Genomic DNA, 18,884 nt, shown 5'->3' on the forward strand with positions numbered 1-18,884 from the left:
ATCTTTTAAGGGGTAGACGATGAGCGATTTTTACCAGAATGGCGTCATAACTAATTTTCATAATCTGACCGGACGCTCCGTGGCCGATCTGGAAAAAGATCTGGTGCGATTTTCACGCAAGCGCAAAATGGGCCTGATCCTGCCTTCACTTTATTCAGAGCTGGAGGGACCCGCGCTCAGCCACATCGTCGATGAACTGGCAAAAGTGCCCTACCTGGCGGAAATTGTCATTGGCCTTGACCGGGCCGACCGGGATCAGTTTCTTCATGCCCGCGAGTTCTTTTCACGGCTGCCACAGCGGCATCGAATTTTATGGAATGATGGTCCGCGCCTGAAAGCGCTGGATGCCGAACTGGATAAAGAGGGACTTTCCCCTTCTCAGCCAGGCAAAGGTCGTAACGTCTGGTTCTGTACCGGTTATACCCTGGCTTCCGATAAGTCGAGCTGCGTTGCGCTGCACGACTGCGATATTGTCACTTATGAACGGGGCATGCTGGCCCGCCTGCTCTACCCGCTGGCCAACCCCGGTTTTCAGTACGAGTTCTGTAAGGGCTTCTATGCCCGCGTAGCCGACAACAAGCTGAACGGCCGGGTCGGCCGGCTGCTGGTCGGTCCCCTGCTGCGTTCGCTGCAAAAAGTCTACGGCCACTCAGAGTACCTGGATTACTTAACCAGTTTCCGCTACCCCCTTTCCGGAGAGTTTGCCATGCGAACCCACGTGCTGAACGGCATAAAGCTGCCGGGAGACTGGGGACTGGAAATTGGCGTGCTGTCGGAGATTTATCGCAACTACACCACCCGTCAGAGCTGTCAGGTGGAAATTGCCGATAACTACGACCATAAGCACCAGCCGCTGGCAGAAGAGGACGGAACCGGTGGGCTGAAACGCATGAGCAACGATATCGTCCAGTCGTTATTGCGCAAGATGGCCACGATGGGCGTGAGCATCACCAGCGACTCGTTCCGCGTATTGAAAGCCACTTACTACCGTAATGCGCTGGATATGATGGAAATTTACAACCATGAAGCGACGATGAACGGGCTGAAGTTCGACCAGCATGCGGAGGAAGCCGCCGTGGAGATGTTTACCCAGGCGATCCTTGATGCCGGACAGGCCTTTATTGAGCGCCCCAATGAGAAACCGTTTATCCCCAGCTGGAGCCGGGTACAGTCGGCGTTCCCGGATATCATGCAGCGCATTTATCAGGCGGTGGAAGATGACAACAGCGGGGATGTTTAAGTCCCGCTGCTGACGCAGTTACGGCCGGCGGCTTTGGCCAGATAGAGCCGGCCGTCTGCAACGGACTGCAGGCTTTCAATCTGGTAATCCCCCTGCTCTTCGCTGCTGCTGACCCCCATTGAAGCCGTCACTTTTATCGTATGCATGGCATCAATCAGTACCTCTTTCGATGCCAGCTTGCAGCGAATTCTTTCAGCAATTTCGACGGCTTCTGCCAGCCCGGTATCGGGCAACACGATGCAAAACTCTTCTCCCCCCACGCGACCCAGGATATCCCTTTTTCTCATCTCCTTTGCAATAACGGCTGCGGAGTGCGTGAGCACGATATCGCCGGCATGGTGCCCGAGCGAATCATTAACCGATTTAAAATGGTCCAGGTCGAGCTGGATCAGGGAAACAGGCTGCTGCTGACGCTCGCTGAAGACCGAGAGCTTTTCCGCATGTTCAAAAAAGGCACTGCGATTAAGCAGACGCGTCAGACCGTCATAGTTAGCACGCCAGCTCAGTGTTTCCTGCAGGGTAAGCAACCGGCCTGTCATGCGAATGATCGCCTGATGAGACGTGATCAGCACCACACTGAACACCCCCCACATCAGTATCAGCACCAGCGTTACCCGGCCTGTCTCGCTGGACATCCCTTCTCTCAGAGGTTGTACACTGATCAGCAACCCATCGAAATTTTGCAGCCGTACCCAGGTAATAAAATTAAGGCCGGATTTCAGCTGCCCGCTCTGTGCAGGCGTCACCTGCCTGAAAATCTCCGCTATCTGAGCTTTATCGAGATGATGCTCACTAAGATGATTCGCTTCCGATATCGCCACCGGTTGCTGCTGGTTATCAAAAAGCATGACGCTGACATCCTGCCATTTAGGTAGCGCGTGTTGCAGGTACTGATGAATGGCTCTCGTGGAAAAGTCCATCGCCAGCACACCAAACCAGTAATTTTTTGCATCAACAGGAAGTGTTACCGTGACCATGTCCCCTTCATTATCAACGGAAAGGTAAGTTTCGGACCAGCGGAGTATGCGTTCAGGATTGAGCTCCGGGCGGGCACGGGTGAAATAAGGGCGATCAATAACGGTATTATAACTGGTCACGGTCTCTTCATTATCATCCGGCACTGAACTCAGGTAAAAACCAGCCCGGGAGATATACCAGAGACGAGAATGAAAATCCTGATGGGGATTAGCAAACTGGAGAATATAGCTCATTTCCAGCGCAGCTTTCAGTTCATCATCAAGACGCTGTGAATCACCGCGGTTTAATAACGGCACGCGACGGACAGCCTCATCTGAAATACCGTACAGGGGAATACTCCACTCTGTGTTGACCGATATTTTCCACAGAGGGTCGTGACGCTGATCGTTAAACATATTCAACGCCTCACGCGCCTTATCCGTTTCAAGCGGATAAATCAGCGCGTGTTGCAGCATTTTCTGGAAGAAAAACATTTGATCAATACTTTGCTGCCACTGGCGCTCCAGGCTGCCCGCGGCCTGTACCAGCCAGGCTCGCTGCCTTGTTTCGTAGGCAGACTTGAGGATCATCGCTTCACGTACGGTTAAAATACTTGAAAAGACAAAGACCACCGCAAAACAGAGATGCACGAGGTTTTTGGGGCGAAAATAACGCGAGTCTTTGTCTGATATCACTAAAGCATTCTCCGCTGCTGCGTTTATTTCAGTTATTCTTAGTTTAGACCGCAGCCAGCTGCACAGCCAGCGCCCTGTCATTTGTCATATTATATATATTATGTTGATAATGTTATTGATCTTATTTAGCACAGCCACGATCTATAGGGATTAAATAGCGCCATCACCGTGAAGTGTGTTTACCTGGAGTGCTGATCATGCAGGAGGTTGTGATGCCCGGATTGTCTAAAGGCAGTATTGTGCGCCATAAAACAGGACAGATTGAAGGTGTTGTTCTGAATGTATTCGTGCAAGGTAGCCGGTGCGGGGGCTATTACATTCAGTGGGATGATGGCAACCACAGCTATCACACTGAAAACGAACTGATCCGGGCAAATACTGACCGACCGCGTCTGAATGACACCCCGCGATCAGCAAAATAACGCGTTGCCCCCAACAAGCGATAAATTCAAGGTATACTCTCTTCAGCTGAATCGGGACCACCCGGCGCGCCAGGACTCCCGTTCTCCCTTTTGTGAAGAGACCGTTTAACCTATATGCCTGAACTCTACCGTTATGATCTGCCAACCAGAGCCGGTGACCAGCGCCTGCTGGGACAGCTTACCGGCGCGGCCTGCGCCGTTGAATGCGCTGAAATAGTTGAACGCCATCCTGGTCTGGTGATACTGATTGCGCAGGATATGCAGAATGCACTGCGCCTGCAGGATGAAATCAAACAGTTCACCACCCATCCCGTGATGGCACTCGCCGACTGGGAAACGCTGCCTTTTGACAGTTTCTCGCCGCATCAGGAAATTATCTCCTCCCGCCTTTCCACGCTCTATCAACTGCCGACGCTGGAACGCGGGCTGCTGATTATGCCGGTGAATACTCTGATGCAGCGTGTCTGCCCGCATAACTTCCTCAACGGCCACGCGCTGGTGATGAAAAAAGGACAGAAACTCTCCCGGGATAAACTGCGGTCACAGCTTGAACAGGCGGGATACCGCAGTGTCGATCAGGTAATGGCTCACGGAGAATTTGCCACCCGCGGGGCGCTGCTGGACCTCTATCCGATGGGCAGTGAGCGCCCCTATCGTATCGACTTTTTTGATGATGAGATCGACAGTCTTCGTCTTTTTGACGTGGACAGCCAGCGCACTCAGGAAGAAGTGGCCGCCATCAATCTGCTGCCTGCCCATGAATTCCCGACGGATAAAAACGCCATTGAGCTGTTTCGCACTCAGTGGCGTGAACACTTCGACGTGCGACGTGAACCCGAACATATCTATCAGCAGGTGAGCAAAGGCACGCTCCCCGCCGGGATAGAATACTGGCAGCCTCTGTTTTTTGAACAACCTCTTCCCGCCCTGTTCAGCTACCTGCCCGCCAGGACATTGATGGTCATTTCTGGCGATCTGGAAAGCAGCGCCGAACGTTTCTGGCAGGACGTCAATGCACGCTATGAAAACCGCCGTGTTGACCCGATGCGTCCGCTACTGCCGCCGCCCACCCTGTGGCTGCGCAAAGAGGAGTTATTTAGCGAGCTGAAGCAGTTGCCGCGTATTCAGCTGCGCACCGATCTGCTGCCTGAAAAGGCTGCCAATACCAATCTGCGCTATGAGACTCTGCCGGATCTGGCGGTACAGGCGCAGGCCAAAGCGCCGCTGGATGCGCTACGTCGTTTCCTGGAATCTTTTGACGGCCCGGTCGTCTTCTCGGTGGAAAGTGAAGGTCGCCGCGAAACCCTGCAGGAACTGCTGGCGAGGATTAAAGTCAAGCCAGCCGCCATTGACTCGCTGCCACAGGCCGACCGCCCGGGCCACTATCTGCTGATCGGTGCCAGCGAACACGGTTTTATCGACGGCCTGCGCCATCGTGCCCTAATCTGCGAAAGCGATTTGTTGGGTGAGCGCGTCAGCCGCCGCCGCCAGGACAGTCGCCGCACCATTAACCCTGACGTTCTGATCCGTAACCTCGCGGAGCTGCGTCCCGGCCAGCCCGTCGTCCATCTCGAGCACGGCGTGGGCCGCTATATTGGCCTGAGCACGCTGGAAACCGGCGGCATCCAGGCTGAATACCTGATGCTGGCCTATGCCGGTGATGCCAAACTCTACGTGCCGGTTTCGTCTCTGCATCTGATCAGTCGCTATGCCGGTGGCGCAGAAGAAAATGCCCCGCAACATAAACTGGGCAGCGATGCCTGGTCACGTGCCCGACAAAAGGCCGCTGAAAAAGTACGTGATGTCGCCGCTGAACTGCTGGATATCTACGCCCAGCGTGCTGCCAAGACCGGCTTCGCGTTTAAGCATGACAAGCAGCAATACCAGTTGTTCTGTGAAAGCTTTCCGTTTGAAACCACGCCCGACCAGGCACAGGCGATCAATGCCGTCCTCAGTGATATGTGTCAGCCGCTGGCCATGGATCGCCTTGTCTGTGGTGATGTCGGATTCGGTAAAACCGAAGTGGCGATGCGCGCCGCCTTCCTGGCGGTGGAAAACCACAAGCAGGTGGCCGTGCTGGTACCGACCACCCTGCTCGCTCAGCAGCATTACGATAACTTCCGTGATCGCTTCGCCAACTGGCCGGTACGTATTGAGATGCTGTCACGCTTCCGTACCGCTAAAGAGCAGGCGCAGGTGATGGCAGAAGCGCAGGAAGGTAAAGTTGATATTCTTATCGGCACCCACAAGCTGCTGCAAAACGAGATCAAATGGCGCGATCTGGGACTGCTGATTGTCGATGAAGAGCACCGTTTCGGCGTGCGTCACAAAGAGCGCATCAAAGCCATGCGCGCCGATGTCGATATCCTGACCCTGACGGCGACCCCAATCCCGCGCACCCTGAATATGGCAATGAGCGGCATGCGCGATCTGTCGATTATTGCCACCCCACCCGCCCGCCGCCTGGCGGTTAAAACCTTCGTGCGTGAATATGACGATATGGTGGTGCGTGAGGCCATCCTGCGCGAAGTACTGCGCGGAGGCCAGGTGTACTACCTGTATAACGACGTGGAGAATATTGCAAAAGCCGCCAAACGCCTGTCAGACCTGGTACCCGAGGCGCGTGTCGCCATCGGTCACGGTCAGATGCGCGAGCGCGAGCTGGAGCGGGTGATGAATGACTTCCATCACCAGCGTTTCAACGTGCTGGTCTGTACCACCATTATTGAAACCGGCATCGATATTCCCACCGCCAACACCATTGTGATTGAACGCGCCGATCACTTTGGCCTCGCACAGTTACACCAGTTGCGTGGTCGCGTCGGTCGTTCGCACCATCAGGCCTATGCCTGGCTTCTGACACCGCACCCTAAAGCCATGACCACTGATGCCCATAAGCGTCTGGAAGCCCTGGCATCACTGGAGGATCTGGGTGCCGGGTTTGCCCTTGCCACTCACGACCTGGAGATCCGCGGTGCCGGGGAGCTGCTGGGTGAAGGCCAGAGCGGTCAGATGGAAACCATCGGTTTCTCGCTTTATATGGAGCTGCTGGAAAATGCAGTGGATGCCCTGAAAGAGGGACGTGAGCCGTCGCTGGAGGATCTGACCAACAGCCAGACTGAAATTGAACTGAGAATGCCCGCGCTACTGCCGGAGGATTTCATCCCGGACGTCAATACCCGCCTGTCATTCTATAAACGCATTGCCAGCGCGGCCCAGGCCGGTGAACTGGACGATCTTAAAGTCGAGCTGATCGATCGCTTTGGCCTGCTACCGGATGCAGCCCGTAATCTGCTGGATATTGCCTCCCTTCGCCTGGTGGCGAAAGCCCTGGGGATCCGCAAGGTCGAAGCCAGTGAGAAAGGGGGCTTTATCGAGTTTGCCGAGAAGAATAAAGTCGACCCGGTGTGGCTGATTGGGCTGTTACAGAAGGAGCCGCAGCACTGGCGTCTGGATGGCCCTACCCGGTTGAAGTTTATGCGTGACCTGGGTGAGCGTAAGGCCCGCATGAGCTGGGTACAGACATTCCTTGGCCAGATGACAGAACATACCACGGGATAGCCGCGTGGTTAAGGCCGGGTCGGCCGCCGCATAAGGCCGACCTGATCAGGATAACACTTGCCTGTGAGCCATAAAAAAAGGGACCAATCGGTCCCTTTTTCTCATGCATCAGGTCGCGTTATTACGCTTTATCATTCAGCACCAGCTGGCCGTTATTATCCAGCGGAATACGTGTGCCCGGGTCATTCTCCATCCGGATTTTGCCCTGCTGGTCACCAATTTTGTAGGTCACATCATAACCCAGCATTTTTTCCTGCTTGTCATAGACGGTTTTACAGCGCTGCTCGGTCGTGGTGTAGGTGTCACGATCCTGCATGGCACCCTGCACCTGATTACCGCCGTAGCCACCGGCCAGCGCACCCGCTACCGTTGCCACGTCGCGACCGCGACCGCCGCCAAACTGGTGGCCCAGTACCCCACCGGCCACCGCTCCCAGTACGGAACCCGCAATGCGGTTTTCGTCCTGTACGGCACGACGATGAGTCAGCGTCACGTTACGGCACTCCTGACGCGGATTCTTCAGGGTTTCTTTAATCGGAGTGGCTGAAAGCACCTGCGCATACTGCGGGCTACGATCGAACACATTCATACTGGCGACCGTTGCCACGCCTAATGCCGCAGCAACACCAATTCCAATACCCGCTAACATTGATTTATTCACAGGAAAACCTCCTGACATTGTTACCGCGCATTCTTGCCTGTTGCGACATCCTGTCGCAGGTACGGCATTCCCGGCGTGCGCGACGCACCGTGGTAATTAAACGTAATTCTGCGGTGAGCCGGAGATTGTGACAATAAGAATACTGGACGAAAATTAGATCCAGCATGATAAGAGAATGCTTTTAAGAGTCTTCTTAACGGGGCGGTTTCACTGTCGGGTCAGAAGCGCAGCTTATCACAGACCCGACAAAGAGCAGGAAGGATAAGCCGCGTTTAAACTCACTGAACCGGGGTCAGCCCCCTGTCAGTGCAGTTTCAGACGAGGTCGGATGACGCGGTTGATACTGCCTACCAGCATCATCAGCCCGGTCTTGAAGTAGCCGTGCAGCGCCACCTGATGCATGCGATACAGTGAAATATAGACGAAGCGCGCAATGCGTCCTTCCACCATCATTGAGCCCCGCATCAGGTTACCCATCAGGCTACCAACGGTACTGAAACGAGACAGCGACACCAGAGATCCATGATCTTTGTAGATATAAGGCTTTTGCGGCTGTCCTTTCATCTCAGCCAGAATATTGGCCAGCACGCGGGAGGCCATCTGGTGTGCCGACTGGGCACGGGGTGGCACAAAACCGCCCGACGGCAGCGCACAGGAGGCGCAGTCACCAATGGCATAGATATTCGGGTCGCGGGTGGTTTGCAGCGTCGGCTCTACCACCAGCTGGTTAATACGGTTGGTTTCCAGACCGCCCAGATCTTTCATAAAGTCAGGGGCTTTAATCCCGGCCGCCCAGACCATCAGATCAGCATCAATAAACTCTCCCGATTTGGTGTTCAGGCCATTTTTATCCGCGCTGGTCACCATGGTCTGGGTCAGAACGCGAACGCCAAGCTTGGTCAGTTCGCTGTGCGCCGCACTGGAGATGCGCGGCGGCAGTACCGGGAGAATGCGCTCTCCTGCTTCTACCAGCGTGACGTTCAGCGCCTGACTGTCCAGCCCTTTATAGCCATAGCTGTGCAGCTGCTTCACCGCGTTATGCAGCTCGGCAGACAGTTCCACCCCGGTCGCGCCGCCGCCGACGATGGCAATATTGACCTTATCCTGCGGCTCCTCGCTGGCAGAGAATTTCAGGAACAGGTTCAGCATCTCGTTGTGGAAACGACGCGCCTGGTGCGGGTTATCGAGGAAAATACAGTTCTCTTTCACCCCGGGCGTGCCAAAGTCGTTAGAGGTGCTCCCCAGCGCCATCACCAGCGTGTCATAGGCCAGCTCACGCTGTGGCACCAGTAATTCACCCTGGGCATCGCGAATTTCCGCCAGCTGCAAACGATTATTCTCGCGGTCAAGATCGGTCAGCGTGCCCAGCTGGAAGCTGAAGCCATGCTTGTGCGCATGAGCCAGATAACTCAGACCGTCAATCCCTTCATCAAGCGAACCGGTGGCCACCTCATGTAATAACGGTTTCCACAAGTGACTGTGATTGCGATCCACCAGGGTAATCTGCGCTTTCTTCTTACGGCCCAGTTTATGTCCCAGTTGGGTGGCCAGTTCAAGTCCCCCGGCGCCCCCGCCAATGATAACAATTTTTTTCATAGGTGTTGTCAAACGACCCTCTCTAAAAGTGAACCAATCGTTAATTAAAAGTTAAATAAATAACCTTAATTAACATAGGGTTGGCGATATTAATTCGCAAGCTGGGGTCAGAATAGCACGAGGGAATTCATCTGTTATAAGAAAATTGATCCTGGTCAATTTTATTGGCAAAACTAAGAATATTACGAATAAAGACCCTGCCACCCGCCCGCCTTTTAGCGGGCGTGGTGCAGCTCATTAAGAGGGCAGGGCAATGATTAACCCAGCGATTTGAAGGCTTTGATACGCGGAAGATGGTGTGAAATATTGCTGAACTTGTGTCCTTCTACTTCATCCCACACCAGTTCATAAAAAGGCTGTAACCCGGTGGCACTGCGCTGACTGTCCAGGACATCATCATGACGGGAGAGAATGGTCAGGCAGCGGTCACGATTTTTCTCGCGAAAATTCCCCACGCATTTGGTCGCGATATCCACATACTCTTCCGGGCGGTCGATCTTGCCCTGCATCACTTCCTGTGGCCACAGGTTGGGATTGAACATCACCTGCCGGACATCACAGAGAAAGCCGATCCGTTCAGCCCAGTATCCTCCGAGGCCGACGCCACAAATCAGCGGCCGCTCATCATCGCTCTGCTGCAGCATCTTGTACGCTTCTTTTAGCAGATGCTGCATATCGTGCTTCGGATGCCGGGTGCTGTAACTGAGCAACCGGACATCCGGATCGATAAACTGCAGCTGCAGGACTTTCTGATGGTTGCCCGGGCTGTTTGAATCAAAACCGTGCAGATAAATAATCATGCTCATCCTCACCGTTGTTGCACCGCAGGCCGCCTTCGATCAGAGGCCCGACGCCGCTTTGTGGTCCCGCCAGCGTTCCTGCAGCTGACTCAGTGTGGCACTGGTCTCTTTCCAGCGCGACGAGTCCCGCAGTTGCTGACGGGTAAACGAACCCTGATGGTAAAGCTGCGTCACTCTTTCAGCATTGATCGGCGACAGGTTATCCAGCACGCTCACTGCCCCCTGACGATTATTACACACCAGGATCATGTCACAACCGGCATCCAGCGCTGCCTGACCGCGTTCAGCATAGCTACCCATGATCGCCGCCCCTTCCATCGACAGATCGTCAGAAAAGATGACGCCATCAAACCCCAACTCCTGACGCAGCACCGTCTTCAGCCAGTGTGATGATCCGCTGGCCGGACGTGGATCCACCTCAGTATAGATAACATGGGCAGGCATAATGGCATCCAGGGCCTGTTCAGCAATCAGCTGCTGGAAAATCGGCATATCGTGCCGGCGAATTTCCGCTTCGCTGCGCGTATCGCGGGGCGTTTCCTTATGAGAATCGGCACTGACTGCACCATGCCCGGGGAAGTGCTTGCCGGTGGTTTTCATCCCCGCCTCGTGCATACCGCGAATAAAGCTGCGCGCCATTTGCAGCGCAATGGCCGGGTCTTCATGGAACGAACGCTCACCAATGGCCGCACTGCCATGCCCTATATCCAACACCGGGGCAAAACTGATGTCGATATCCATCGCAATCATTTCAGATGCCATCAGCCAGCCTGCCTGCTGCGCCAGCGATTCAGCCTCTGCGCCCCGGTGCAGCGCCGCAAACGCCTGCATGGCGGGGAGGCGGGTAAAACCGTCGCGGAAGCGCTGTACGCGGCCGCCTTCCTGGTCCACAGCCACCACCAGACGATGACGTGACGCTGCCCGGATCTGTCTGACCAGCTCCCGCAGCTGCGCCGGATCGTGGTAGTTACGGCTGAACAGGATCAGCCCCCCCACCAGCGGGTGTTGTAAAATTTCCCGCTCTTCCGCATCCAGTTCACACCCCTGCACATCTAACATTACCGGTCCCACACTTCACCTCTTACCTGATGATATGCGCTGCCAGCCTGCGGCTGCCAGCGTCTGAAAATGTTGTTCACCACTCTGCTGCCAGCGCAGTTCATACCAGCTGGTTGCCAGCAGTGCCAGCCACGGCTGCCAGCGGTTAACCTGGCGCCACAGCGTATCCTCATCCCAGTGCTGGTGGCTGGCATAACGGGCGATCAGGCGCTGCTGTTGTAGCGCAGTCAATCCGTTGCCAGACACGATCGCCGCCAGCTCTAGTGCGGTATCGCCGTCTCCGGCATACTCCCAGTCAATCAGCCGCAGCCGATCGCCTTCGGCGACCAGGTTACCGCTGTGGATATCCATATGCAGCACGCCCGTGCGCAGCGCCTTCGGTTCACCCTCACGCTGACAGCGTTTCAGCGCGCGCAGCCAGTAGATCTGCCGCCGGGCGGGGACGCTGCGCTGCCAGTAGTCCTCAAGCAGCGGCAGCAGCCGTAGCGGGTAGCCCGTCAGCGGCTGACGATGAAGTCGGGCCACTTCATCAACCACGCGATCCTGCCAGCGGTCCCACTCACCGACCGACAGCACCTTTCCTGGCTGCCAGGCCAGCAGCAGCCAGTGCCGGTTACGTCCGTAAACCTGCGGGACCAGCCCACTGGCCCCAAGCTTACGCAGCAGACGATACTCGCGCCGCCGGTCAACGCCTGGCATAGTGAGCGCCCCTGCCCCCTGTCGCGCCAGCAGCTGTGTCTCTCCCAGTGAGACCCGGACGCTGTAGCCGCTCAAGCCGGCCAGAGGAGAAAAAGAAGCGGCGGCTTGCGCCGCCGGAAAATATTGCGTGATCAGCCGCTCAAGGGCTGAATCAGTGCAGGACTGCACCGCTGCCTGACCAGATAATTTCACCGGTCTGCACCAGCATCAGCTGCATCTGCAGCGTCGGTGATTTCACATCCCCTTTCGCATTGCTGTAGAGCACATACTGAGCGCCGACGTAGCGGGCCAGACCGATGGCTTTACTGCGCGAGACCAGGCTGTCTTCTGCCGACAGGCCCAGAGTCTGCCTGGCGACCGCCAGCTGCTGGGGGGTCACCAGCGTAAACTGGCTGTTTCCCTGGAGCGCGCCCTGCAGGGCGGCCGTCGCTTTTGCGCTCTGCAAACTGCCGTTAGTGCTGTTTTTTACGTTATCCACCAGCAGCACACTGCCCGGATTAACACCCTCGGCTTTCAGCATCTGCGCGACCAGCGGTGACACGCTGGCAGGCCAGTTCAGCGTCTGCATTTTTGGCGGCACCGGCACTGTCTGACCGGGTTCAGGCTGCGGCTGCTCCGGCACAGTCACCGGCGGCTGAACGGGTTCAACCGGCGCTGGCTGTTGAGGCTCCTGCTGTCGGTTCAGACAGCCGGTCAGCAACAACGCCAGCATCAGCACGCCTGAGAGTTTAATGATATTGCTGTTCACGCGATAACTCCTTACAGATACAGATAGAGACGAACTTTGCTTGCCGTCAGATTACCGGTTTGAGATGAAATTTCGGCTTTACCGTGGGCAGGGACCATCAGGGTTCGCGGCCGTTCAAACGGTAAAAGCTCCAGACCCTTTTCATCATACCAGTAGAAACGGTACGAGACCTGGACCGGCTTTTCCTGCTGGTTGAATAACACCGTTGCTGCGCGCTGCTGCCCTTCTGTTTCACGAATGGTCGGTTCATCGGTGGTGATCCCGGCTGACAGTACCGAGGATTCCATAATCAGCGTCTGCGATGTATTGATCGTCGTCCGATCGCTGCTGCAACCTGTTAAAGCTGCCAGTACCAGTAAAGTCGTTAAGCTTGCCCGCATTGCGTCATTTCTCTGTCATTGGCATCACGATGCCAGCATAGGGCCCAACGGTCGGCCACCGACGAGATGCAGGTGGATATGATAAACCTCCTGACCGCCGTGTTTATTGCAGTTCATGATCAGGCGGTAGCCGTCTTCGGCGATCCCTTCCTCTTTGGCAATTTTCGCAGCGACGGTAATTAAACGTCCCAGCGCGGCTTCATGTGCGGCGACGGCGTCGTTAGCCGTGGCAATCAGCAGGTTGGGCACAATCAGAATATGCGTCGGTGCCTGAGGGGAGATATCGCGAAATGCAGTGACCAGCTCATCCTGATAGACGATATTGGCCGGGATTTCACGGCGGATGATTTTACTGAAAATCGTTTCTTCAGCCATGCTATCTGTCCTTATGATCTTGCTATTCAAGTTAACGCAGTATGAGCGAGAAAATCGTTTTCTTTCAACCTGCAACTGACTTTTCTTTCTCCGATCGCGCGCGTTTGCGGCATTTTTCCTGCCTGTCTGCTCCCCAACGGCGCATTTATGTGCGCCACGCCATAAATTGAACCCTGAAACCTATAAAAACAAAACGCTGTTTTATAAATTTAGATATCGGGCATCCTGATAGCGGGGATTTTGCCACCGGATGTGCTGCCGCGGCAAAAATAACAAGGTTCAGCCACGACGAACGCTCTATTTTTTCAGCATCCGCCTGAGTTGTCCGGAACATGTGGTTAATCCCACCCCACAGCACAAGGAGTTTCCTGATGCGCACCCGTAAGATCGGACTGGCAAACTATCTCGCTTATGGTTCCGGTGATTTCCTCGGCGCCGGCACCACCGCGCTGACTGCCGCCTGGCTGCTCTATTTTTATACCACCTTCTGCGGTCTGACACCGATTGAAGCAACCTTTATCTTCGCGCTTGCCCGCGTGCTGGATGCCGTGATCAGCCCCTTAATGGGGTTTCTGACTGACAACTTCGGCAGCACCCGGCTGGGTAAGCGCTTCGGCCGCCGTAAATTCTTTATTCTACTGGGTATTCCCGCAGTGTTCAGTTACAGCCTGATGTGGGTCGGGGAGATGAGCTACCTGTGGTACTTGCTCACCTATCTGGCGTTCGACATCGTCTACACCATGGTTCTGGTGCCATACGAAACACTGGTGCCGGAAATGACCGACGATTTTAAACAGAAGACCCGCTTCTCCGGCGCGCGTATTGCCCTTGCCCAGCTTTCAGCCATCCTCGCCGCCTTTCTGCCGGGTATCCTGCTGGGTATTTTTGGCAAAGATAATGCGGTGTCGTTCTTCTATTCCAGCCTGGTGTTTTCCACCCTGTGCGCCATTGTCCTGACCCTGGTATGGTTCTTTACCTGGGAACGTCCGGCCGACGCGCTGTCAGAAGAGTCAAAGCGTGCCGAGGCTGAGCGAAAACAACTGACGTTAGGCCAGAGTCTGAAACGCCTGTATGTCGAGCTGGCCTCAACCCTGCGCATTCGTATTTTTCGTCAACATCTCGGCATGTACCTTGGTGGGTATATTGCTCAGGACGTGTTTAACGCCGTCTTCACGTGGTATGTGGTGTTTGTGCTGATGCAGAGCGCCCAGTTGGCTTCGAATCTGATGGGCACCATGGCCGTGCTGCAGTTCATTGCGGTGATAGGCATGATCCCGCTGTGTATCCGCATCGGGCCGGCTCCTGCCTATCGTCTGGTTGTTGTGCTGTTTGCCGCCAGCGCCCTCTCCTACTGCCTCCTGTGGTATGCGGGAATGAGCAATAATCTGACGCTGCTGGTGCTGATCTCAGCGGTCGCGGGCCTGGGACGGGGCGGCATCAACTATGTTCCGTGGAATATTTATACCTACATTGCGGATGTCGATGAAGCGATCACTGGCCAGCGCCGCGAAGGGATCTTTGCCGGGATCATGACGCTGACGCGGAAAGCCTCTCAGGCCGGTGCGGTCATGGTGGTAGGGATTGTGCTGCAACTGTCGGGTTTTGTTTCTGGCCGCGCCGAGCAACTACCCCAGGTGGGACACACCATTGTGTGGATCCTCAGCCTCGGCACCCTGGCAATGCTGACGTTCGGCTTTATCATCTCGCTGCGCTTTAAGCTCAATCTCAATACTCACCAAATCCTGCGGGAAGAAACCATCAGAATGCGCGAGGCCGATGGCACGGTTCCTCAGCAGCTGACACCGCAGGCGCGTGCCGTCGTCGAAACACTGACGGGAATGCCTTATGAAAACCTCTGGGGTAACAACAATATTGGCTACCTCAATCGTCACAAACCTCAGGCGGCTGCACTCACCGAGACTCGCGCCGTTTTCCCCGTTATCCGACCTCAGGAGCACCAAGATGACAGTTTATCCGGTTAAGCACAGTGCACTGCTACGCCAGCCCGAATTTTTGCTGCCACGCGCCGCGCTTCAGCAGCTGATTACCCGCCTCAGTGACAACCTGGTCGGTATTACCGATGAAAGCGGTGAGTTTCTGCTGCGCCTGGATGATGGCCGGGTGATCGATACTAAAGGCTGGGCGGGATGGGAGTGGACGCACGGTATCGGGCTGTACGGCATGTACCATTATTATCAGCAGACCGGTGACAGACTGACGCTACAGCGTATTGATGACTGGTTCAGCACGCGACTGCAGGAGGGAACGCCGACCAAAAATGTGAATACGGTCTGCCCGTTTCTGACGCTGGCATATCGCTATGAGGAAACCGGCGACGCATCTCTGCGTCCGGTGCTGGAGCGATGGGCGGAGTGGGTGATGTATGAGATGCCGCGCACCGAGCATAACGGTATTCAGCATCTGGTTTATAACAATGAAAATCATCAGCAGATGTGGGACGACACGCTGATGATGAGCGTGATGCCGCTGGCAAAAATCGGTCAGTTGCTTAACCGGCCGGAATTTGTCGAAGAAGCCACTTACCAGTTCCTGCTGCATACCCAGTATCTGATGGATCGTCAGACCGGGCTGTGGTTCCACGGCTGGACGTTTGATGGCCATCATAACTTCGCTAATGCACGCTGGGCACGGGGTAACAGCTGGCTGACCATTGCCATTCCCGATTTTATTGAACTGATGAACTGGCCGGAGCAGCATGCCACCCGTCGTTATCTGTTGCAGGTACTGGAAAGCCAGGTGAAAGCGCTGGCCGGGTGCCAGCACGAGAGCGGGCTATGGCACACGCTGCTGGATGACCGCGACGCCTACCTTGAGGCCTCGGCCACCGCGGGCTTCGCTTATGGCATCCTGAAAGCCGTTCGTAAGCGTTACCTGTCCCGGGACTATTATCCGGTCGCAGAAAACGCGCTGAAGGGCGTGATGGCACATATCAATGAGGACGGGGAATTGACCCAGGTTTCTTTCGGCACCGCCATGGGCAGCGACCTGGAATACTACCGCCAGATACCGCTGACTTCCATGCCTTATGGCCAGGCAATGGCGCTGCTGTGCCTGACAGAGTATCTGCGGGTCTATCTCTGAGGCATAAAAAAAGGGGCGCCTGGGCGCCCCTTCTTCGTGATGCTCATTCGTTATGCATTACGCATTACGCATGTAGTCATCCATATCGGTTTTCAGGTTATCGGACTTGGTACCGAAAATAGCCTGAACACCGGAACCCGCCACGACAACGCCTGCCGCACCCAGTTTCTTCAGTCCCGCCTGATCCACTTTGCTTACATCCGCCACGCTGACGCGCAGACGAGTGATACAGGCATCCAGGTTAGTGATGTTTTCTTTACCACCGAACGCGGTCACCAGATTAGCCGCCATTTCACTGGCATTACCGGTCGTCTGCTCGCTGGTCGCGTCTTCACGGCCCGGGGTTTTCAGATCCAGTTTGGCAATCAGCACGCGGAAGATGGTGTAGTAAACCAGACCGTAGATGATCCCTACAATCGGGAACAGCCAGATTTTGCTGCTGTTACCGCTCAGTACGATAAAGTCGATCAGACCATGCGAGAAGCTGGTACCGTCGCGCATCCCCAACAGAATACAGATAGGGAAAGCCAGGCCTGCCAGAATCGCGTGAATCGCATACAGGATCGGTGCCACGAACATGAACGAGAATTCGATGGGTTCGGTGATACCGGTCAGGAATGACGTCAGGGCAGCGGAGATCATGATGCCGCCAACTTTGGCACGGTTCTCAGGTTTAGCTGAATGCCAGATAGCAATGGCTGCGGCTGGCAGACCGTACATTTTGAACAGGAAGCCGCCCGACAGTTTACCTGCGGTCGGGTCACCCGCCATATAACGTGGGATATCACCATGGAACACCTGGCCCGCTGCGTTGGTGAACTCACCAATCTGCATCTGGAAAGGAACGTTCCAGATGTGGTGCAGACCAAATGGCACCAGTGAACGCTCAACGACGCCGTAGATACCAAATGCGACCACCGGGTTCTGATAGGCAGCCCACTGTGAGAACTCCTGAATCGCGGTCCCAATTGGCGGCCAGACAAAGGAAAGCGCCACACCGAGGAAAATGGCCGTGAAACCCGAGATGATAGGGACAAAGCGTTTACCGGCAAAGAAGCCCAGATACTCAGGCAGCTTGATACGGTAGAAACGGTTAAACATATAGGCTGCAATGGAACCGGCAATAATACCGCCCAGAACACCGGTGTCTGCCAGGTGTTTAGCCGCAATTTCTTCGGCCGGCAGATGCAATACCAGCGGTGCCACAACGGCCATGGTTTTTACCATGATACCGTAGGCCACCACGGCGGCCAGCGCCGATACACCGTCATTATTGGTAAAGCCCAGTGCCACGCCGATCGCGAAAATCAGCGGCATGTTAGCAAAGACCGACCCACCGGCTTCCGCCATCACATGTGAAACGACCGCTGGCAGCCAGTCAAAGTTGGCAGAACCAACGCCCAGCAGGATCCCCGCGATCGGCAGGACCGATACGGGCAACATCAGCGATTTACCGACCTTTTGCAGGTTCGCAAATGCATTTTTGAACATAGTGTAAAGCTCCTGAGTATGAGTGCTTTTCTTCGCGCTGAGCGCGTTGTAAGCGGGGGAGGTTCCGCTTACGGGTGGGGCAATTTATATGCCCTCGGTATTTATTACGAAGAGTAAAATAAATCCGTTCAAATTTGTTTGATGGCTATCACGTTTCGTTGAACGCGCGTCATTTCTTTAGAATAAGCCGATCAAAAAGGCCCATTTTTAGCTCAAAAAAAATGCAGAGCCCAATTTCATGGCGCTGCACTTTACGACTTTTAGTTATTAATTACGAGCTCTAAAAGAAATCTTCTGTGGAGAGTCAGTCCGACAAACGTGACATCGGGACGTGGAACAGACGGGAAAAGTTTTCCGTCGTCGCCTGCGCCATCTGCTCAATGCTCACCCCTTTGACCACCGCCATATATTCCGCCACATCGCGCGTATAAGCAGGCTGATTTTCTTTACCCCGATGCGGTACCGGGGCCAGATACGGTGAGTCGGTTTCCACCAGCATACGATCCAGCGGAACATAGCGTGCCGCTTCACGGATCTGCTCCGCATTACGGAAAGTGGCAATCCCGGAGAATGAAATATAGAAGCCCATATCCAGCAACGTTTCTGCTGTCTGGCGATCCTCCGTGAAACAGTGCAATACACCGCCGCACTCTTCCGCCTTCTCCTCCTGCAGGATGGCCAGCGTATCCTCACGCGCATCACGGGTATGAACAATCACCGGTTTATTCAGATCGCGGCCGACGCGGATATGTTCACGGAATGATGCCTGCTGGCGAACCATCGTCTCCTTCTGATAGAAATAATCCAGCCCGGTTTCCCCCATCGCGACAACACGCGGATGAGCGGCCAGCTCGCGCAGCTCCGCAAAGTCATACTCCTCTTCCTGATTCAGAGGATGCACGCCGCAGGAATAAGCCACACGCTCACGCTCACCGATCAGCTCAACCATCGCCTTGTAGCCCGGCAGGGTTGTGGCGACCGCCAGCATAAACTTCACATCACGTGCGGCGGCTTTTGCCAGCACATCGGACACGTCCTGATGCAGGGTTTCATAATTCAGGCCATCAAGATGGCAGTGGGAATCAACTAAAAACATAA

General features: G+C 55.2%; 16 protein-coding genes. 5 read left to right on the forward strand and 11 right to left on the reverse strand.

Annotated features, from left to right (window positions below; all coding sequences use genetic code 11):
- Nucleotides 1–19 precede the first annotated feature (19 nt).
- The gene (locus tag EPE01S_RS06045) at nucleotides 20–1,240 is read left to right on the forward strand and encodes a glycosyltransferase family protein (RefSeq protein ID WP_062743709.1); all 1,221 of its coding nucleotides are present in this window, start codon (nucleotides 20–22) and stop codon (nucleotides 1,238–1,240) included.
- Here EPE01S_RS06045 and dgcQ read toward each other — a convergent pair.
- Nucleotides 1,237–2,892 (reverse strand): cellulose biosynthesis regulator diguanylate cyclase DgcQ, encoded by a 1,656-nt coding sequence (gene dgcQ, locus EPE01S_RS06050; RefSeq protein WP_062743710.1) that lies wholly within the window; start codon nucleotides 2,890–2,892, stop codon nucleotides 1,237–1,239. The genes EPE01S_RS06045 and dgcQ overlap by 4 nt on opposite strands.
- 197 nt (nucleotides 2,893–3,089) lie before the next feature.
- Between dgcQ and EPE01S_RS06055 the strand changes: the two genes are divergently transcribed.
- The gene (locus EPE01S_RS06055; RefSeq protein WP_240043768.1) at nucleotides 3,090–3,314 is read left to right on the forward strand and encodes a hypothetical protein; all 225 of its coding nucleotides are present in this window, start codon (nucleotides 3,090–3,092) and stop codon (nucleotides 3,312–3,314) included.
- A gap of 114 nt (nucleotides 3,315–3,428) precedes the next feature.
- Nucleotides 3,429–6,875, forward strand: a complete 3,447-nt coding sequence (gene mfd, locus EPE01S_RS06060; protein ID WP_062743711.1) for a transcription-repair coupling factor — start codon at nucleotides 3,429–3,431, stop codon at nucleotides 6,873–6,875.
- A 121-nt stretch (nucleotides 6,876–6,996) separates the two neighbouring features.
- Here mfd and EPE01S_RS06065 read toward each other — a convergent pair whose 3' ends face one another.
- The 8 genes from EPE01S_RS06065 to hinT all read right to left on the reverse strand — a co-directional run bounded on the left by EPE01S_RS06065 (nucleotide 6,997) and on the right by hinT (nucleotide 13,193).
- Entirely contained in the window at nucleotides 6,997–7,536 is a 540-nt protein-coding gene (locus EPE01S_RS06065; RefSeq protein WP_062743712.1) for a glycine zipper 2TM domain-containing protein, read from the reverse strand.
- Between the two features lie 303 nt (nucleotides 7,537–7,839).
- Complete coding sequence (locus EPE01S_RS06070) at nucleotides 7,840–9,144, reverse strand: NAD(P)/FAD-dependent oxidoreductase (protein ID WP_118664304.1); 1,305 nt, start codon at nucleotides 9,142–9,144, stop codon at nucleotides 7,840–7,842.
- A 245-nt stretch (nucleotides 9,145–9,389) separates the two neighbouring features.
- Nucleotides 9,390–9,932, reverse strand: a complete 543-nt coding sequence (gene ycfP / locus EPE01S_RS06075; RefSeq protein ID WP_062743714.1) for an alpha/beta hydrolase YcfP — start codon at nucleotides 9,930–9,932, stop codon at nucleotides 9,390–9,392.
- A gap of 39 nt (nucleotides 9,933–9,971) precedes the next feature.
- Nucleotides 9,972–11,003, reverse strand: a complete 1,032-nt coding sequence (gene nagZ, locus EPE01S_RS06080) for a beta-N-acetylhexosaminidase (RefSeq protein ID WP_072277416.1) — start codon at nucleotides 11,001–11,003, stop codon at nucleotides 9,972–9,974.
- A gap of 3 nt (nucleotides 11,004–11,006) precedes the next feature.
- Complete coding sequence (thiK, locus tag EPE01S_RS06085) at nucleotides 11,007–11,858, reverse strand: thiamine kinase (protein WP_062743716.1); 852 nt, start codon at nucleotides 11,856–11,858, stop codon at nucleotides 11,007–11,009.
- Nucleotides 11,842–12,402: a penicillin-binding protein activator LpoB gene (lpoB, locus tag EPE01S_RS06090; RefSeq protein ID WP_062743891.1), complete on the reverse strand. Its 561-nt coding sequence runs from the start codon at nucleotides 12,400–12,402 to the stop codon at nucleotides 11,842–11,844. Before lpoB ends, thiK begins: the two co-directional genes overlap by 17 nt.
- A 47-nt stretch (nucleotides 12,403–12,449) precedes the next feature.
- The gene (locus EPE01S_RS06095; RefSeq protein WP_062743717.1) at nucleotides 12,450–12,818 is read right to left on the reverse strand and encodes a YcfL family putative periplasmic lipoprotein; all 369 of its coding nucleotides are present in this window, start codon (nucleotides 12,816–12,818) and stop codon (nucleotides 12,450–12,452) included.
- 24 nt (nucleotides 12,819–12,842) lie between these two features.
- Nucleotides 12,843–13,193, reverse strand: coding sequence for a purine nucleoside phosphoramidase (gene hinT, locus EPE01S_RS06100; RefSeq protein WP_062743718.1), 351 nt, complete (start codon nucleotides 13,191–13,193; stop codon nucleotides 12,843–12,845).
- A 371-nt stretch (nucleotides 13,194–13,564) separates the two neighbouring features.
- On the opposite strand from hinT, the gene EPE01S_RS06110 reads away from it, so the two are divergent.
- The gene (locus EPE01S_RS06110) at nucleotides 13,565–15,175 is read left to right on the forward strand and encodes an MFS transporter (protein ID WP_062743720.1); all 1,611 of its coding nucleotides are present in this window, start codon (nucleotides 13,565–13,567) and stop codon (nucleotides 15,173–15,175) included.
- A complete protein-coding gene (bglB, locus tag EPE01S_RS06115; protein WP_062743721.1) occupies nucleotides 15,156–16,295 on the forward strand; it encodes a beta-galactosidase BglB in 1,140 nt (379 codons plus the stop codon). Before EPE01S_RS06110 ends, bglB begins: the two co-directional genes overlap by 20 nt.
- A gap of 57 nt (nucleotides 16,296–16,352) precedes the next feature.
- Here bglB and ptsG read toward each other — a convergent pair whose 3' ends face one another.
- Together ptsG and EPE01S_RS06125 are read right to left on the reverse strand one after the other, a co-directional pair.
- Nucleotides 16,353–17,786, reverse strand: coding sequence for a PTS glucose transporter subunit IIBC (gene ptsG, locus EPE01S_RS06120; protein ID WP_062743722.1), 1,434 nt, complete (start codon nucleotides 17,784–17,786; stop codon nucleotides 16,353–16,355).
- 304 nt (nucleotides 17,787–18,090) lie between these two features.
- Complete coding sequence (locus EPE01S_RS06125; RefSeq protein WP_062743723.1) at nucleotides 18,091–18,882, reverse strand: metal-dependent hydrolase; 792 nt, start codon at nucleotides 18,880–18,882, stop codon at nucleotides 18,091–18,093.
- Nucleotides 18,883–18,884 lie beyond the last annotated feature (2 nt).

Source organism: Erwinia persicina NBRC 102418, assembly GCF_001571305.1.
In the GTDB taxonomy this organism is placed as follows: domain Bacteria; phylum Pseudomonadota; class Gammaproteobacteria; order Enterobacterales; family Enterobacteriaceae; genus Erwinia; species Erwinia persicina.

Coding starts and splice junctions, on each gene's coding strand:
- ycfP (WP_062743714.1), bottom strand. CDS start 9,932: ATGATTATTTATCTGCACGGTTTTGATTCAAACAGCCCGGGCAACCAT.
- EPE01S_RS06095 (WP_062743717.1), bottom strand. CDS start 12,818: ATGCGGGCAAGCTTAACGACTTTACTGGTACTGGCAGCTTTAACAGGT.
- ptsG (WP_062743722.1), bottom strand. CDS start 17,786: ATGTTCAAAAATGCATTTGCGAACCTGCAAAAGGTCGGTAAATCGCTG.
- EPE01S_RS06125 (WP_062743723.1), bottom strand. CDS start 18,882: ATGTTTTTAGTTGATTCCCACTGCCATCTTGATGGCCTGAATTATGAA.
- hinT (WP_062743718.1), bottom strand. CDS start 13,193: ATGGCTGAAGAAACGATTTTCAGTAAAATCATCCGCCGTGAAATCCCG.
- EPE01S_RS06045 (WP_062743709.1), top strand. CDS start 20: ATGAGCGATTTTTACCAGAATGGCGTCATAACTAATTTTCATAATCTG.
- EPE01S_RS06055 (WP_240043768.1), top strand. CDS start 3,090: ATGCAGGAGGTTGTGATGCCCGGATTGTCTAAAGGCAGTATTGTGCGC.
- EPE01S_RS06110 (WP_062743720.1), top strand. CDS start 13,565: ATGCGCACCCGTAAGATCGGACTGGCAAACTATCTCGCTTATGGTTCC.
- mfd (WP_062743711.1), top strand. CDS start 3,429: ATGCCTGAACTCTACCGTTATGATCTGCCAACCAGAGCCGGTGACCAG.
- lpoB (WP_062743891.1), bottom strand. CDS start 12,402: ATGCTGGCGTTGTTGCTGACCGGCTGTCTGAACCGACAGCAGGAGCCT.
- bglB (WP_062743721.1), top strand. CDS start 15,156: ATGACAGTTTATCCGGTTAAGCACAGTGCACTGCTACGCCAGCCCGAA.